The sequence below is a fragment of the Riemerella anatipestifer genome, from assembly GCF_035666175.1.
GTDB lineage: Bacteria > Bacteroidota > Bacteroidia > Flavobacteriales > Weeksellaceae > Riemerella > Riemerella anatipestifer_D.
Genome location: NZ_CP142016.1, coordinates 1847981 through 1865289, shown reverse-complemented (window position 1 = coordinate 1865289; position 17309 = coordinate 1847981). Strand labels below are relative to the sequence as shown.

Sequence of the window (17309 nt, the reverse complement as noted above, 5' to 3'; positions counted from 1 at the left end):
AAGAGTGTATTTACCCTAAAGTCTTTCTACCTATACTCTTATAATAGAAACCTGTTCCTTCTACTTGTTCTAAGGCAAACATATTTCTACCATCAAAAATAGCTTTACCGTTCATTTTTTCTGCCATCAAATCAAAGTTAGGATTTTTAAATTCTGACCATTCCGTAGCTATCAATAAAGCATCAGCTCCTTCTAATGCAGAATACATATCACTTGCATAGGTTATTTTATCTCCCAGCACTTTTTTCACATTAGACTCTGCTATCGCATCATAAGCTGTAATTGTAGCTCCTTTTTCTAATAAAATTTTAATATTATCTAAAGAAGAAGCCTCTCTAATATCATCTGTATTCGCTTTAAAAGCCAAGCCCCAAAGTGCTATCTTTTTACATTTTAGATTCCCTCCAAAATATTTTTCTATTTCTGACACCAAAATAACTTTTTGATTTTGGTTTACATTTTCAGTCGCTTCTAATATTTGGAAATTAAAATCAGCTTCTTTACCAGATTTTATCAATGCCTTTACATCTTTAGGAAAGCAGCTACCACCATACCCAATACCAGGGAATAAGAAACGGTGTCCTATCCTATCATCACTGCCCATTCCTAGCCTTACCTTATCTACATCAGCTCCTACTCTTTCGCAGAAATTTGCGATTTCGTTCATAAAAGTAATTTTAACTGCTAAGAAAGAATTAGCTGCATACTTTGTAAGTTCCGAAGATTTTTCATCCATAAAAATAATCGGAACACCCGTATTGGTAAATGGCTGATATATTTTTGCCATAATCTCTCTCGCCTTTTCAGAAGAACTTCCCACCACTACTCTAGCAGGATTCATGGAGTCTTCCACCGCAAAACCTTCCCTAAGAAACTCTGGATTAGATACCACATCAAACGGTATTTGAGTCTTAGCAGCTATAGCACTTCTAACTTTATCTGCCGTTCCTACAGGCACTGTGGATTTATTAACAATAACTTTATATTCTGTAATAATATCGCCTATATCGTTAGCTACTTTAAGGACATAGGACAAATCTGCTGAGCCATCTTCCCCTGGAGGCGTTGGCAAAGCTAAATAAATCACTTCACTTTGGTCAACAGCTTCTTTTAAATTGGTAGTAAAAAATAATCTCTGTGCTTGAATGTTTCTCAAAAACATTTCCTCTAAATTAGGCTCATAAATAGGAACGATGCCTTTTTTCATTCCCTCAACCTTTTTCTCATCTATATCAACACAGTAAACTGTATTTCCTAGTTCTGCTAATGTTGTCCCTGTAACTAGTCCTACATAACCAGTACCTACTATAGTAATATTCATAAATATTATAATTTATGCCACAAAGATAACCAAAATATCAACATTATACTTTCATTTTCATCTCTCATACCCCAATACCTTCATCTTTACAAATAGATTTCTGTACAATAAACTTTCAATTTCTTTTTTCTCATTTAGCTAAAAACACTTACTTTTATCCAAATTTTTTCAAACTATGATTTTAAGCAGAATTTGGAGTGCTTTTATTTTAGTTGCCATCGTGGTAGCTGGTGCTAAGTATTTATTCTCTGATAATTATAAGGCTATTTATAATGATATGGTAGTAGGCAAAGGTGGCGACACCGTAAATATCACTACTAAACCAATTAACGAGTTTCACCCCAATGCTATAGAAAGTTTTCAAACTACGCCTGTTTTTATAAATAAAGGGATTCATTACGAATATCAACCTAACAGCAATAATGTTAAAGTTTACAGAATACAAGAGACCGATGGTGTAATAGGCACGAGCAAAACTGCCGTAGATATATGTATAGGTCTTATAGGTATTATGACGCTTTTTATGGGTTTTATGAGTATAGCCGAGAAAGCTGGGGGCATCAACTTATTAAGTAGAATGATACAACCTTTTTTCTCTAAGCTCTTCCCAGAAGTTCCTAAAAACCACCCTGCTTTTGGGCATATGATGCTCAATTTTTCTGCCAATCTTTTAGGGCTAGATAATGCTGCCACTCCTTTTGGTCTTAAGGCGATGGATAGTCTACAGTCCCTAAATCCTGATAAGGATAAAGCCAGCAATGCTCAAATTATGTTTTTATGCTTGCACGCTAGTGGGCTTACCCTTATCCCTGTTTCTATTATTGCTATAAGAGCATCTATGGGCTCTGCCACACCTACGGATATATTCTTACCTTGTATGATAGCCACTTTTGCAGCCACTATGGCATCAATGATATTGGTTTCGATAAGACAAAAAATCAATTTACTTCAGCCTGTGGTATTGATGTATTTAGGTGGTATTTCTGCTGTTATAGCTGGATTGGTCTTATTTCTTGTTCAATTAAATAAAGAGGAGCTAGATAACTTTAGTAAAGTTTTAAGTAATGGTATTATCCTTCTGATATTCTTTGCCATTGTGCTTGGAGGTATTTATAAAAAAATCAACATTTTTGATGCTTTTGTAGAAGGAGCTAAAGAAGGCTTCTCGGTGTGTGTTAAAATCATACCTTATTTAGTAGGAATGCTCATTGCCATTTCCCTTTTAAGAACTTCGGGAGTATTCCACATCATTATAGATGGAATGAAATGGATTGCTGATATGGTAAGTCTAGACACTAGATTTGTAGATGGACTTCCTACCGCACTCATAAAACCACTTTCGGGCTCTGGAGCAAGAGGTATGATGGTAGATACGATGGCTACCTTCGGAGCTGACTCATTCCCTTCTAGATTGGCTGGAATTTTACAAGGAAGTTCTGACACCACTTTCTATGTTATTGCTGTTTATTTTGGAGCCGTGGGTATTAGAAATACTCGCTATACAGTTGGCACTATGCTTCTAGCAGACTTAGTAGGTATTATCACTTCTATTACATTAGCTTATTTATTTTTTGGATAAAATATGATTAAACAAATCCCTATAGAACGAATCTTATTTTTAGATATAGAAACTGTACCTCAAGAAGAAAGCTGGCAAAACCTCCCAACTGAAGAACAAAATCTTTGGGATAAAAAAACCTTACATCAACGCAAGGAAGAGATAACCGCAGAAGATTTCTATCATCAAAGGGCAGGCGTAATGGCAGAATTTGGAAAAATAATCTGTATTTCTGTAGGAATGATAGACCGAAACGAAACGCTTAAAATAAGAAGTTTCGCTGGGGATAACGAAAAAAAATTACTAGAAGAATTCGGAGCTATATTCAATAGCACTCGCCTTACTAATGTTATTCTATGTGCACACAACGGAAAAGAATTTGACTTCCCTTGGATTGCAAGAAGATTTTTAGTTAATGGTATGATACCTCCTTCCCCATTTCAGTTATTCGGAAAGAAACCTTGGGAAGTTCCACATTTAGATACTTTGGAGCTATGGAAATTCGGAGATTATAAAAGTTTTATATCACTGGAACTAATGGCTCATATTTTTGGCGTTCCTACTCCCAAAGACGATATAGATGGTTCTATGGTTGCCGAAATATATTATAAAGAAAAAGATTTACCTAGAATTATTAAATATTGTGAAAAAGATGTTTTAACTTTGGCGAATATTTTTAGAAAGTTAAGGCAAGAAGATTTATTGAGTTTGTCAGAAGACTAACGAATTATTTAGAGAAATGATGAAATATACAGACGAACAAATCGCAGAGATAGGAGAGGAAATCATAAAGACCCTCAAAACAGTCTATGACCCAGAAATACCTGTAGACATCTATGAATTAGGGCTAGTGTACGATGTTCAAATTTCAGATGAAGGCAAGGTGAAAGTAGTTATGACACTTACTACACCTAACTGCCCCGTAGCAGAATCTCTCCCTCAAGAAGTGAAAGAAAAGGTGAGCGAAGTAGAAGGCGTAAACGAGGTAGATTTAGAACTTACCTTTGAACCTTCGTGGACAAAAGATATGATGAGCGAGGAAGCTCGATTTGAGCTAGGTATGCTATAAAAAATAAACTTCGATAATATAAAAGCTCTTTCATGGAAAGAGCTTTATTGTTTAGTAAAACAAAATTTATCAGCACAAACATCTATCAAAAGCTATAGCACTCAAAATTTTACAGTTGTATTTTTTCAATTAAAAAAATATTCTTACCTTTGCAGACCCTTAGAGGGAAAATTATGTCTAATCATAAACGATAAATTGTGAATACATTAAGTTACAAGACAGTATCGGCAAACAAGGCTACCGCTAATAAAGAATGGGTTGTGGTAGATGCTGCCGGGCAACCATTAGGACGTCTAGCGTCTAAAGTTGCGAAGATTTTGAGAGGTAAGCACAAAACAAACTTTACTCCACATGTAGATTGCGGAGATAATGTAATTGTTTTGAATGCTGGGAAAGTAGAACTTTCTGGAAACAAGTGGGCAGATAAAACTTACATTTGGCACACAGGATACCCTGGTGGACAAAAGTCTATGACTGCAGAAGAGCTTAGAAAAAGAAATAGCCTAAGAATTTTAGAAAAATCTGTAAAAGGAATGCTTCCTAAAAACAGACTTGGTGCTGCTATTCTTAAAAACCTTTATCTATATGAAGGTACTGAGCACAAGCACGAAGCTCAACAGCCGAAAGTAATTAACATTAACGAATTAAAATAAGATATGTCTACAGTACACAAAATAGGAAGAAGAAAAACTTCTGTAGCTAGAGTTTATGTAAAACCTGGAGCAGGTAAAGTTACAGTAAACGGTAGAGATGTAAAAGACTACTTCAACACAGAAGTTCTTGTATATAAAGTAAACCAACCTTTCTTACTTACGGAAACTGCAGAGCAGTATGATGTTACTGTAAATGTTTTCGGTGGAGGTATTACTGGTCAAGCAGAAGCTATTAGACTTGGGGTTTCTCGTGCTTTATGCGAGATTAACGAAGAGTTTAGAGCTGTTCTTAAGCCACACGGTCTTCTTACTAGAGACGCTAGAATGGTGGAAAGAAAGAAACCAGGACAGAAGAAAGCTAGAAAGAAATTCCAATTCTCTAAGCGTTAATATTTTTGTGGCATGGCTCAGTTTTGTAATCAATTTTATTACAAAAACACAGTCTGCTACACAACAAATTAAAATTGCCCGTTATGTTTAGCATCCAAACATTTCTCCCATCTTAAGAAACAGTTGATTGCTCAAAAAAGCGGAAAGTAAACTAACAAACATTAAAACAATGGCAAAAGTAAATGTAAAAGACCTCTTAGAGGCAGGAGTACACTTCGGACATATGACGAGAAAGTGGAATCCTAACATGGCTCCATACATCTTTATGGAGAAAAATGGTATTCACATTATTGATTTACATAAAACAGCTGTAAAATTAGAAGAGGCTTGCTCTGCTTTAGAAAAAATAACTTCTGCAGGTAGAAAAGTTCTTTTCGTGGCAACTAAAAAACAAGCTAAAGAAGTGGTAGCTAAGCACGCTTCTGAGCTTAATATGCCTTACATCACTGAAAGATGGCCTGGAGGTATGCTAACTAACTTCGTTACTATCAGAAAAGCGGTTAAAAAAATGAACGCTATTGATAAAATGAAGAAAGATGGTACTTTCGAAACTTTATCTAAAAAAGAAAGATTGCAAGTTGATAGACAAAGAGCTAACCTAGAGAAGAACTTAGGTTCTATCGCTGACATGGTGCGTCTTCCTTCTGCTATCTTCGTAGTAGATATTATGAGAGAACACATTGCGGTTACAGAAGCTAAAAAACTAGGTATTCCTGTATTTGCTATCGTAGATACAAACTCTGACCCTAGAAAAGTAGACTATGTAATCCCAGGAAACGATGATGCTTCTAAGTCTATTGATATGATTTTAGGACAAGTTTCTGCAGCTATCAAAGAAGGATTAACTCAAAGAAAAGCTGAAAAAGAAAAGTCTAAAGAAGAAAAAGTTTCTGCTGAAAAAGATGCAGACTTTGATGCTTAATTAAGACTCTATCCAAAATAGAAACCACTTTTGACATTGTTCAAAGGTGGTTTTTCTTTTTAAATCATCCCAAAAAAGAATTTCGTTAATAATTTGTTAATATTTTTTTAAACTTTAAATAACCTCCTCTTCCTATTCATATCCCTAATTTAGCCACGAAAACTAAAGCTATAGGAAATGAAAAGAAATTTACAATTTGTCCTACTAATATCAACCGCAATATTTACTAAAGCTCAAGTAGGTACTCTATCCGGAAATATTAACGATAATTCTAAAATAGCACTTCCTGGTGCCAAACTAATCTTAACCCCTGGTAACTACCATACCATCTCTGACGACAATGGTAACTTTATTTTCCTAAATGTACCTGAAGGTAAATATACTCTTAGTGTAGATTATATAGGATATGGGGAACGTAAATACAACATCACTGTAGGTTCTAATAAAAATACCTATCAAAATATTATTTACGATAAAAAAATATCCAACATAAAGGAAGTTACTGTCATAGGTTTTTCTAGACAAAGCCAAGCTAGAGCACTCAATAAACAAAGAAATAATATGAATATATCTAATATTGTTTCTTCTGACCAAATTGGCAAATTCCCTGATGCTAATATCGGAGACGCTCTTAAAAGAATACCTGGGATTACTATGCAGAATGACCAAGGGGAGGCTCGTAACATCATTATAAGAGGTCTAGCTCCTGAACTTAATTCTGTAACACTTAATGGCAACAGAATTCCTTCTGCAGAAGGTGATAATAGAAATGTTCAAATGGATTTAATTCCATCTGATATGATACAAATGATAGAGGTTAATAAAACCCTAACACCAGACCAAGACGCTGATGCTATAGGAGGTTCCGTGGATTTAATTACAAAAACAGCATCTAATAAAGAAAGATTCTATTTTTCCACCGCCTCTGGATATAGCCCAATAAGAGATAAAGCTCTATTATCTAACAATTTTCTATATAGCAACAGATTTTTTAATGGGAAGCTAGGCTGGGTTTTGAACGGCTCTTATCATAACAACGATTATGGTTCGGATAATGTAGAAGCGGAATGGATAAAAGATAAGAAAGGAAGAGAGTACATCTCTCAAATGGATATAAGGAAATATGATGTTAAGAGAGAAAGAAAAAGTATTGGGTCTGATTTTGATATAAAAATAAATCCTAAAAACAACATCCGTCTTTCTGCTATGTACAACTGGCGTGATGATTGGGAAAACAGATACCGTCTAAGAATTAAAAGAATAGCTCCTCTAGAAAACCAACAAGGATTTGAAGGAAGAGAGGAAAGACAAACCAAAGGTGGTATCTTGAACAGACCTAATAATGGAGGAAGATTAGAAAGACAAATTATGCAAAACTACGCTTTAAAAGGCGACCATATATTAGGAAATAAAATTGATTTGGATTGGGGAATTTCCTATGCTAAGGCAGAAGAACAACGCCCAGATGAAAGATATATTTCCTTCTATACCGATAGAAAAAAAATGGTAAAATATAGTAATGATATTGGCTCAGATGCAGAACCACTATATACTAGCTCCACGCCACCTAGCCTATCCGATTATAAGTTTGATAAGTTATCCGAACAAAACTCTCATACCTTTGAAGAAGAAACTACTGGCAAATTCAACCTTAGATTCCCATTTTCAATCATAGAAAATCAAAAAGGAAGGTTAAGAATTGGAGGTAAGATGAGATTAAAATTCAAGAAAAGAGACGGCGAATATCATACTTTCACTCCTATAGATAATGCTATGAGTTCACTATCAGGAGCAGACAACATCTTTTTTAGCGGTGAAAACTGGAATCCTAATAGCAAATACACTCCTGGATATTTTGCTTCTAGAGACTTTCTAGGCAGATTGGATTTAAACAACCCTAACCTCTTTAATAAAAAGAGAAATCCATCTGAATATCTCACTTCAAACTATAACGCCAAAGAAGGCATCTACTCTGGGTACATAAGATGGGATCAGCATCTTAATGAACAAATCTCATTTATATTAGGTGTTAGAATGGAAAATACAAAAACCCATTATACAGGAAATATCGTACAAGATGAAAACAACCTAGAGGGTACAAGAACCGTTTCTAACAACTATATCAACTACCTACCAAACGCAAGTATTAAATATACGCCTACCAAAAATTTAGTTCTCAGAGGAGCTTACACCACCGCAATAGCAAGACCAAACTATTACAGGCTGTCTCCTTTTGTAAGTGTAATTCCTGAAGACAGAGATATTACCGCGGGAAACCCTAACCTAAAAGCCGCTTACTCTCACAATCTTGATGTTATGGGAGAATATTACTTTAAATCTGTAGGTTTAATTTCTATTGGCGGATTCTATAAAAAAATCAATCATTTTATTTATGATTATAGAGATTCACAATACTCGTACAATAAATTTTCTAACGATTTCCCAGACATCACTAATCAGCTAAATCAAACTGATATATATACCTTTATACAATCAAGAAATGGTGATGCTGTAAATGTCTATGGATTTGAAATTGCCTTCCAAAGACAACTTGACTTCTTACCTGGCTTCTTATCCAATCTAGGGATATACACCAATTATACCCATACCAAATCTTACGCAAAAGGCATCTATACAGATGAAGGAGTAATGAGAGAAGGACTTATGCTACCAGGTACAGCACCACATATGTTCAATGCATCCTTGTCATGGGAAAACAAAAAATTCCAAACCAGAGTATCGTTTAATCACACCTCAGCTTATTTAGATGAATTAGGCGATAATGATTTCTATGACCGCTATTACGACAAACAAAGTTTTCTAGACATAAATGCAACTTATGCTATTAAAGAATGGATGAGAGTTTTTGTAGAAGCTAATAATCTCACAAATCAACCTCTAAGATATTATCAAGGCATAAGTTCTAGAACAATGCAAATGGAATACTATAGACCACGCTATACCATGGGTCTTAAATTTGATTTTTAATTTTTATTAAATTGTAATTTAGCAAAATGAAAACTACAATCACAACAGCCGTATTAGCCTTATTATTATCTAGCCACCAATGTACATCTATATCCAAATCTACCGAAAGTAGAGTAAATGTTGTTAAGCCTAAAATCATTACTCAACAAGTAAAACACGATACAGACGACCCTGCCATTTGGATACACCCCGAAGATACGAGCAAAAGCCTAATTATAGGAACAGATAAAGACTCTGATGGAGGACTATTTGTTTTCAACCTAGATGGAGTTATCGTAAATAAAGTTACAGATATTAAACGACCAAACAATGTAGATATTGAATATGGTTTTAAACTAGGAGACCAAACAATAGATATTGCTCTTACAACCGAGCGAGAACGAAATCAAGTAAGAATATTTTCGCTACCGAGTATGAAAGAAGTTGGAGCATTCTCTGTTTTCGATGGTGAGGAACATCGTAGCCCAATGGGAATATCTATTTATAAAAATCCATCTACAGGCATTATGTATGCTATTGTAGGTAGAAAATCAGGACCAAAAGACAATTATCTTTGGCAATACAAATTGGTAGAAAAAAACGGTAAAATAACAGGAGAACTTGTAAGAAAGTTTGGGAAATATAGTGGCATTAAAGAAATAGAAGCCATAGCTGTAGATGACGAGCTGGGCTACATCTATTATTCTGATGAGCAATACGGCATACACCAATACTATGCAGACCCTGAAAAAGGGAACCAATCTGTAGCCGTTTTTGGACAAGGAGATTTCTTATCGGATATAGAAGGTATTTCCATTTATCCTACCTCATCTAATACTGGCTATATACTCGTTTCTAACCAACAGGCTGACACTTTTAATGTTTATAGAAGAGAAAAACCAACGACAGGGAAAATAGCAGAAATCCCAGTATCTACTAAAGAAAGTGATGGTTCTGAGGCTTCAGCTGTAAACTTTGGAGACAAATTTCCCAAAGGCATATTTGTAGCTATGAGTAATGGCAAAGTATTTCACATCTACGATTGGCGAGATATTGAGGAAAGAATTCTGCAAAAGGATATTAGAGAATAAACCATCGGTAATATACAATATAAACCCTTTATTTTAAATAGTTTTTTCATTGTAAATGGGCAGCTAACTCTTTTGTGGGAGTGAGCTGCCTTTTTTATTTCACTTCTTTTTATATAAAAAATAGTTTTGTCCTATAGGACGAATATTATACACAGTGTTAATAAGAAAAGGTGCAGATTGATGAACCTCTTTAATAGGATATTCTTTAAGTAAAGTATATTCTTTATCAAACTTTTCTTTTTGTGTAGCAGACATTCTATAAAGTCCATTTTCTCCAGCCTTTACGCCTATGGTTAGTATATAAGTAGGGTGATATTTATTAATTAGATTTATCCACGCATAATCAAAATTAGCTATCATTTCGTTAGTCATTTTTTTATCTACTAATCCTACCTCATCCCAAGTTTTAAGCCTTGTATAAAAAGGAATTTTGCCTGCAGGTTCTAAAACGATACTTTCATTTTTATTTGCACCCATTTTTTCTAAATCTTTCACCATTTGTATTCTTTGAGTATATTCCATATAACCAATACTCAGTGATTGCAAATACTGAAATGCTCCAAATCCTAAAAATAATATAGGCAATAACAATCGGCTGATTTTGTAACTCAGCAAATACCTTACTATAAAATACACTACAACGGCTGCCATAAATACTCTAGGCAACCAGTAATACCAATCAAAATGAGCCCTCAAAAACACAAATATGGTAATTTTTGTAACCGCGAATGTAAATATCATGAGCAATACTCTTCTTTTATTAGTATCAAATTCTCTTTGTACGACATATATTAAAAGTCCCACTGCAAATACAAAATAAAGATAAAATACAGCCATCATTAGAGTCCCTGATATTTTAAGATATCCTCCATAATAAGCTAATTGATGGAAAAAGGCTTTTATACTAAATTCAGCAGGTGCAGGGTAAGCTATTTTCTTAGCTACAATAGTGTGATTAACAATATCTCCAAAATACAAATAATTAAATAACAACACACTTCCCAATCCTAAGAGACCACCAAAAAAGAAATAAGGATTTATTTTACGAGTAAATATTAAAAGAAGTAATCCTAAAATCCCTAAAAATATTACCGTGTCTAGTCGCGTCCATATTAATAGAATAGGCAAAATGAAATATACTATATTTTTATTCTTAACAACAGCGTAGTATATAAAAATGGTATAAAGAAAAAATAGCAAGCCATACTCCATACCTAGTACAGAAGCAGTAATAGAAGGTGGTAATAGGTTGAGTAAAATTACAAACCAAAACAACTGTTTTCTTTCGGAAAAGAAAACTTTACCTAAAAAAATACTACCTAGTCCAAACAAAAACGAATTTACTAGTAGGATAACATAGACAAAATATTCCCCCGAAATAAGCTGAAAAAAAGCAGACAAAAACACATACAAATGCGTGGTAGATGCAGATATAGGCTCCTCTCCATTAAAACCTATCACACCATAATCTATAAGGTTTTGTGCTACATTCCAAGTGATAAACGCATCTTCTTGAATATGGTGTGTAAATAAAAAAGGTATTTTTATCAATAATGTTATAAGCAAGAGAAAAAAGTAAGAGCTGAAAAATGAATGGCTTTGTTTCATATTGAAAATCATTTACTTTGATTAAATAGATAGAATAATTAAAGCTTTAATTTTAAATGCACCGGAATATTTAAACCTACCCCCACATTAAACCCTTTTAAAGATTTATCATTAACTGTCTGATTAGGAATTTGGAAAGCGTATCCTGCGGTAAAATCTAGTATTCCAAAGAAACTAAGCCCTACCTTTGGAGCAAAATATTTAGTGGTAGTTTCTATACCTATTAGACCGTAATAAGAATGATTAAGCGTTTTATCTTCCTGAAAATTAAATAAAATATCTCCCTGCAATTTAGGAATTACCACAAACTTTCCGTTAGGACTACCCAACATAGCAGAAGCTCCCAATCGGTACATAATATTATCTTTCTTTAGAAATAAAAGTCTTCCTCCCACCTCTCCAAAACTAGCATTTTGATAATTATACCCTACAAATATCATCGGGTGTGTTGCCATTTTATTTTGGGCTTTGGCATAGAACAATCCAAACAAAACTAACACTAAAACTAATAAAATAGTTTTAGTTTTATTTATAAATATATTTTTCACTTCACAGTATTATTAGATACAAAAATACAGAAATTTAATTTGCTATAAAGATTCCATCAATCAAAATAAAAAACCACCTTAGGGTATTTCTCTAAGATGGTTTCGAATATATATTATTTAAAACTCGTTGTGCATTTTAAATAATACTGATTTTTAGATGATTTAATTTTCTTTGGAAGATAAATTTATTGATATATTGAATAACCGTTGCGGCGGTTATTTTACTGATTATCCTTGTTTTAAAGCCTTCAAAAGTTTTAGCATTGTTTCTTTTAATCATAAATTGGTCGCAAAGTTGAGAGAAAAATGTCTCAATTCGTTTTCGCTTTTTCTTGTACAATGAAAATTGAGGAATATAATCTTTCTGATTACTTCTCATTGGTGTATCTAATTTAATATTAGCATAGTTAAATAAATCTATTTGAACTTTTGCTGATAAATAGCCTCTATCTCCAATTAAAGTACAGTTTCGCATTTGCTCACCACTATCTTTTAAATAGTGGATGTCGTGAACGGATGCAGGGCTTATATCAAAATTCTTAATCACACCATTTAAAGAACATACTGCGTGTAGTTTATAGCCATAGAAATATAATTTCTGTGAAGCACAATAACCATATGTTGGTGAAGAATAGGATTGCTCTTTACAAATTTTTGAACGAGTAGAACGAGCGTTTTCACAAACTTTCATTGGCATGCTATCAACGATAAAAATATCTTCAAACTCATTGAACTCCATCGAAATACGCTGTCTAATTTGCTCTGTTTGTAGGGATAGTCTTCGTTTTCGCTTATTGTAAACACTTCTTTCAATTTTGTTTATCAGAGAGTTTGGCAATTTTCTAAATAACTGTAATTCGCTATCAATACTCAAGTATTCAGCAGTAATATTAAGACTTATGACTTCTAAATCGCTCATTTTAGGTGTTCTTCTCTGATAACTAATCAGTTGATTTTCTGAAAAAAGTCCTAAAACTTCCAAAATTCTTTCATATATTTGCTCTATGTTGTTCATTTATATCGTTTTATAGCAAAAACAATATACTGATTTTCAGTCTAATAAACAACTCTTGTTTTTTTCATTTCATAATGCACAACGGGTTGAGTATAATAAAAACATAGGATTATTAAATGAATCCCATGTATCTTCTGCTACAGGAACTAAAAAAAGGTACGAACATATTTCTAATGATTTTATTGTTCAGGGGGTTACAACTCCTTTTCATAGTGTAGATGTATTTAAAACAGTAGGTTCTCACTTATCTAACACAACAATTAACTCGTTTACGGCTGCAAATATTCATTCATTTATTGGGGGACAAGCCAATACTACTCCTACTGCAAAAGCCAGCTTTGCTATTAGAGCTTGGGCTCATAATTATGGAACTTCAGATGAAATCACAGCTATTCGTTCAGGAGTTGTAAACTACAATAATGCTAATGCTAAGGTTTTACGAGGAATTTATAACACTCTAAATACAAGAAATGCAACAGACATCTCAGCTCATTCTGTAAATCAGGCTAAAGGGATAGAGAATATTGTATCAGTAGCACCTAGTGGAACTGTAGAAGACTATCTTCTAGGGATAACAAATACTGTGGATATAAAGGAAAATGCAACAGTAAAAGGTAATGGGGTGAGAGGCATTATATCTTATCTTACCTTGAGGGAAAATGCAAAATCAGAAACGTTTTGTACAAATATTCTGTCTCGTCCTAATATTGCGACAAACACAACAATGGCCAATTTAGCAGAGTTTGGTAATTATACCGCAATAGCTGATGGTGCGTCTATTGGAGATTATATAGGATATCAATTTGTATCAACAGAGATTTCTGCCAAAGCAAATATCACCAATATGTATGGGATTAAGCTAGCCGATGTTAATAAAGCAACAGGAAGCAACTACGCCATTTATACAGGTTTAGGAACCGTTCGTTTTGGGGATAATGTGGGGATAGGTGTAAATGCTCCAGCAGAAAAATTAGAGGTTGCAGGTAATGTTAAGGCAACAGGCTTTATCGGTGCTAATGCAGCTATCTTCCCAGACTATGTGTTCCAAAAATATTACACAGGTACTTCTAGCTTAAAGGCAGATTATAGCTTTAAGACACTAAGCCAAGTAGAAGATTTTGTAAAAGCTAACGGACATTTGCCAGGGTATAAGTCCGCCGCAGAAATTAAAAAACAGGGTTATATAGACCTTATGGCAACTCAACTCACCAATGTGGAGAAGATAGAAGAACTTTATCTGCATAGTATAGAGCAAGATAAAGCTTTAAAAGTAAAAGATGCAAAAATTGCTGAATTAGAAAATGAGTTGAAATCTCAAAAAGAAAACTTTGAAGCTCGTTTACAGAAGCTAGAAGCCTTATTAGTAAAATAGTCTAACCTTTCCCCATTGTGATAGGTATCGCAATGGGGCTTTTTTATACTTCACAAAGTATTATAAACATCTAACACTAACATCAAAAATTTATACATTATGAACACTTTAAAAGCGTGGTTGCGTCCCAATCTACTCACCAAAGACGACCCTAACGATTTTGTAGTCGTACCTCTTCTAGGCGGTAGCCTTGGCATTACAGAAATCGTAAATGCTCTTAAAAAAGAGGGTATGGAGATACAAACCGAAACCGCAGTAGATATTATCACTCGTTTTAACCGTAAAGCCTCAGAGCTGGTACTCAATGGGTATAGTGTAAATACAGGGCTGGTGTATATGCGTCCTGCCATTAAGGGGGTGTTTTACGACAAGACTTGGGATAAAGAGAAACACTCGGTGTATGTAAATGTGAACCAAGGCACCGACCTAAGAAAAGCCGCTAATGATACCAAAGTAGAAATCCTTGGCGAGCAGTCCAGCCCAATGAGAGTGTTCAGCATTACTGACAAAGCCACAGGCAAAGCAGATGGCACCCTTACCAAAGGCAAAAACGCTGAACTCAAAGGCACTTATATTAAAATAGACGGCAATGACCCCAAAAATGGTATCGTCTTTAAAAACCTAGATACTCAACAAGAAGTGAAACTCTCAGCAGAGCATATTGTCCTTAACGAGCCGTCAAGGTTACTCATTCTCGTTCCTGCAGATTTGGAGGCGGGTAATTATGAACTCAGCATCACCACGCAAAGAAGTAGTGGCAACGCCCTACTCAAAGACCCTAGAACCGAGATTTTAGCAACACCTGTGGTGATAGGATAATGGTTTTAATAACATCAATAAAGCCCACCACTACAATTTAAGAGTGGTGGGCATTGTTATTCTGATAGCATAATCACAAACAGTCTGCCCAATGTCGAAACCTCCGACACGGTAATGTCTATCATTCCGATATTAACAAGTCGTACCATACGACATGATAAAGTGGTCTATCCTTATATAAAACATCGTAATACACATCAATAACCAACCTAGATATAAGGCATGATACTTATCAATCAGTTTTTTAGTTGCTTTAGCTTTATTTTCTCTAAAAAAAATTATCTTTGCTAAAACAAAAAAACAGATTTAATTTTCATATCAAAATGAAAGGGATTTTAAAAATCTATCACCCAGAAGAAACACTGAAATATCACTTCAGTAAAACCTATTGCAAATCGGTTCTTAGTAACGATAAAATCTTATTAGAGGTAAAACTCATCACCAGCGAGGATATGGATCATGTGGAAGACGACTCTTTACAATACCGTTTTCCTCAACTGGCACTTAATATTTCGGACTTCCCCATCGCATCAAAAGCTTTAGAAGGACAAACTTTCAATATCAATAATGAAGAAGAACTCTACGCCGAAATCAATTTATACGACGATGACGAAGCGGAACTTTTAGACAACCAACTTTCATTTAGCCTTAATGACGAAGGCGTTTTACAACTGGTATGGGAAGGCGAAGTTTCAGATTTTTACACTAATTCTGACGAGCCTCTTTCCTTTAAACTGAAATGCCATTTTAAGGAGGATTCTATAGAGATAGAGGATTAACAAAAGATAATTCATAACATCACAAACAAGTTGAGAAATTAGCCTAAGTAATATCTCAAGGCTTTTTTCGTTAGTATAACATAAATTTATTTTAAAAATGAACGACAGCATACAAATGGTATCTCAAACCACAAATACAGAAAAGCAAGTCTTTTCTCTATGGGAAATATTATTCGGAGGTGGCATCATCTCTAATGTGATTATGATAGCTATATTCTTACTAGGGATACTCGCTCTGTATATCTTTCTAGAACGCTACTTTTTTATTCGTAGAGCGGCTAAGACTGACCCTAACTTCCTTAATAATATTAAAGATTTCGTCTATGAAGGTAAAATAGACACGGCTATAGATTTGTGCAAGACCTCTAACACCCCTGAAGCTAGAATGATAGAGAAAGGGCTTAGCAGGATAGGTCGCCCTATAAGTGATATTAGCAATGCGATGCAAAGCCAAGGTAACCTAGAAGTGTCTAAACTTGAGAAAAACCTCAACTTATTAGCTTCTGCTTCTGGTGCCGCTCCTATGCTAGGCTTTTTAGGTACGGTAATCGGTATGATTATGGCGTTTTTTGAAATCTCTAATGTAACGGGAGCCGTAAGCCCTAAACTTTTAGCATCAGGTATTTATACCGCTATGGCAACCACTGCCGCAGGGCTTTTTGTGGGTATTCCAGCTTATTTCTTCTACAATATTCTCGTAACTAAAGTAGACCGTTTGGTGCTTAAAATACAAATTCATGCGGGGGAATTCCTAGATGCTATCAATAAGCCATTATAAACTAAAAATTTAATTTATGGAATTAAAACGCAGAAATAGAGCAAGTGCGGAGTTTAGTATGGCTTCTATGACGGATATTATTTTCCTCTTGCTGATATTTTTTATGATAACCTCCTCTGCTATTAGCCAAAGTGCTATCGAAGTGAAGTTACCACAAGCAGCAGAAGGCTCTCCTGCAGTACAAGACCCTGTTTCGGTTACCATTTCCCCAGAAGGTGACTATTTCGTAAACGATAAAGCTGTAAATAAGGAAACTCTAGAAACTACCCTTAATGCCTTATTGAAAAACGAAACCAAACCTTCTTTTACAATAAGAGCCGATGAAAATACGAGGCACAAAGATGTTGTTTTCGTAATGGAAATCGCCGAAAGAAACCGCTACAACATTGCTATTGCAACCGTACAAGAAAAGTAAACTT

Annotated in this window: 17 protein-coding genes; 13 read left to right on the top strand and 4 right to left on the bottom strand. The window is 34.5% G+C overall.

Going from position 1 to position 17309, the window contains the following annotated elements:
* Positions 1 to 10 precede the first annotated feature (10 nt).
* Entirely contained in the window at positions 11 to 1321 is a 1311-nt protein-coding gene (locus tag VIX88_RS09110; RefSeq protein ID WP_004916706.1) for a UDP-glucose dehydrogenase family protein, read from the bottom strand.
* 175 nt (positions 1322 to 1496) lie between these two features.
* Here VIX88_RS09110 and VIX88_RS09105 point away from each other — a divergent pair, with 175 nt between their 5' ends.
* The 8 genes from VIX88_RS09105 (at position 1497) to VIX88_RS09070 (ending at position 9971) form a co-directional block, all read left to right on the top strand.
* Positions 1497 to 2900: a nucleoside recognition domain-containing protein gene (locus VIX88_RS09105; protein ID WP_064968411.1), complete on the top strand. Its 1404-nt coding sequence runs from the start codon at positions 1497 to 1499 to the stop codon at positions 2898 to 2900.
* Positions 2901 to 2903: 3 nt separating this feature from the next.
* On the top strand, positions 2904 to 3602 hold the full coding sequence (locus VIX88_RS09100; RefSeq protein WP_004916700.1) for a 3'-5' exonuclease: 699 nt from the start codon (positions 2904 to 2906) through the stop codon (positions 3600 to 3602).
* A gap of 19 nt (positions 3603 to 3621) precedes the next feature.
* Positions 3622 to 3948 carry an SUF system Fe-S cluster assembly protein gene (locus tag VIX88_RS09095; protein ID WP_004916697.1) on the top strand — a complete coding sequence of 109 codons (327 nt, stop codon included), beginning with the start codon at positions 3622 to 3624 and terminating at the stop codon, positions 3946 to 3948.
* A 197-nt stretch (positions 3949 to 4145) separates the two neighbouring features.
* Positions 4146 to 4601: a 50S ribosomal protein L13 gene (gene rplM, locus VIX88_RS09090; protein WP_004916694.1), complete on the top strand. Its 456-nt coding sequence runs from the start codon at positions 4146 to 4148 to the stop codon at positions 4599 to 4601.
* A gap of 3 nt (positions 4602 to 4604) precedes the next feature.
* Positions 4605 to 4991 carry a 30S ribosomal protein S9 gene (rpsI, locus tag VIX88_RS09085; protein WP_004916691.1) on the top strand — a complete coding sequence of 129 codons (387 nt, stop codon included), beginning with the start codon at positions 4605 to 4607 and terminating at the stop codon, positions 4989 to 4991.
* Between the two features lie 169 nt (positions 4992 to 5160).
* Positions 5161 to 5913 (top strand): 30S ribosomal protein S2, encoded by a 753-nt coding sequence (gene rpsB, locus VIX88_RS09080; RefSeq protein WP_004916689.1) that lies wholly within the window; start codon positions 5161 to 5163, stop codon positions 5911 to 5913.
* A 177-nt stretch (positions 5914 to 6090) separates the two neighbouring features.
* Positions 6091 to 8901 (top strand): TonB-dependent receptor, encoded by a 2811-nt coding sequence (locus tag VIX88_RS09075; protein WP_064969790.1) that lies wholly within the window; start codon positions 6091 to 6093, stop codon positions 8899 to 8901.
* 26 nt (positions 8902 to 8927) lie between these two features.
* Positions 8928 to 9971 carry a phytase gene (locus tag VIX88_RS09070; protein WP_064969792.1) on the top strand — a complete coding sequence of 348 codons (1044 nt, stop codon included), beginning with the start codon at positions 8928 to 8930 and terminating at the stop codon, positions 9969 to 9971.
* A gap of 99 nt (positions 9972 to 10070) precedes the next feature.
* On the opposite strand, the gene VIX88_RS09065 is transcribed toward VIX88_RS09070, so the two are convergent.
* The 3 genes from VIX88_RS09065 to VIX88_RS09055 form a co-directional block, all read right to left on the bottom strand.
* Positions 10071 to 11579, bottom strand: coding sequence for a hypothetical protein (locus VIX88_RS09065; protein ID WP_064969794.1), 1509 nt, complete (start codon positions 11577 to 11579; stop codon positions 10071 to 10073).
* Positions 11580 to 11617: 38 nt separating this feature from the next.
* Entirely contained in the window at positions 11618 to 12127 is a 510-nt protein-coding gene (locus VIX88_RS09060) for a hypothetical protein (protein ID WP_064969796.1), read from the bottom strand.
* Between the two features lie 136 nt (positions 12128 to 12263).
* A complete protein-coding gene (locus VIX88_RS09055; protein WP_214193733.1) occupies positions 12264 to 13142 on the bottom strand; it encodes an IS982-like element ISRa1 family transposase in 879 nt (292 codons plus the stop codon).
* Between the two features lie 55 nt (positions 13143 to 13197).
* Here VIX88_RS09055 and VIX88_RS09050 point away from each other — a divergent pair, with 55 nt between their 5' ends.
* The 5 genes from VIX88_RS09050 to VIX88_RS09030 all read left to right on the top strand — a co-directional run bounded on the left by VIX88_RS09050 (position 13198) and on the right by VIX88_RS09030 (position 17305).
* Positions 13198 to 14514, top strand: a complete 1317-nt coding sequence (locus VIX88_RS09050) for a hypothetical protein (RefSeq protein WP_064971012.1) — start codon at positions 13198 to 13200, stop codon at positions 14512 to 14514.
* A 99-nt stretch (positions 14515 to 14613) separates the two neighbouring features.
* Complete coding sequence (locus tag VIX88_RS09045) at positions 14614 to 15333, top strand: DNA-binding domain-containing protein (RefSeq protein WP_064971011.1); 720 nt, start codon at positions 14614 to 14616, stop codon at positions 15331 to 15333.
* 323 nt (positions 15334 to 15656) lie between these two features.
* Complete coding sequence (locus VIX88_RS09040; protein ID WP_154212705.1) at positions 15657 to 16112, top strand: hypothetical protein; 456 nt, start codon at positions 15657 to 15659, stop codon at positions 16110 to 16112.
* Between the two features lie 97 nt (positions 16113 to 16209).
* A complete protein-coding gene (locus VIX88_RS09035; RefSeq protein ID WP_013446946.1) occupies positions 16210 to 16890 on the top strand; it encodes a MotA/TolQ/ExbB proton channel family protein in 681 nt (226 codons plus the stop codon).
* 16 nt (positions 16891 to 16906) lie between these two features.
* Positions 16907 to 17305, top strand: coding sequence for an ExbD/TolR family protein (locus VIX88_RS09030; protein ID WP_079207034.1), 399 nt, complete (start codon positions 16907 to 16909; stop codon positions 17303 to 17305).
* Positions 17306 to 17309 lie beyond the last annotated feature (4 nt).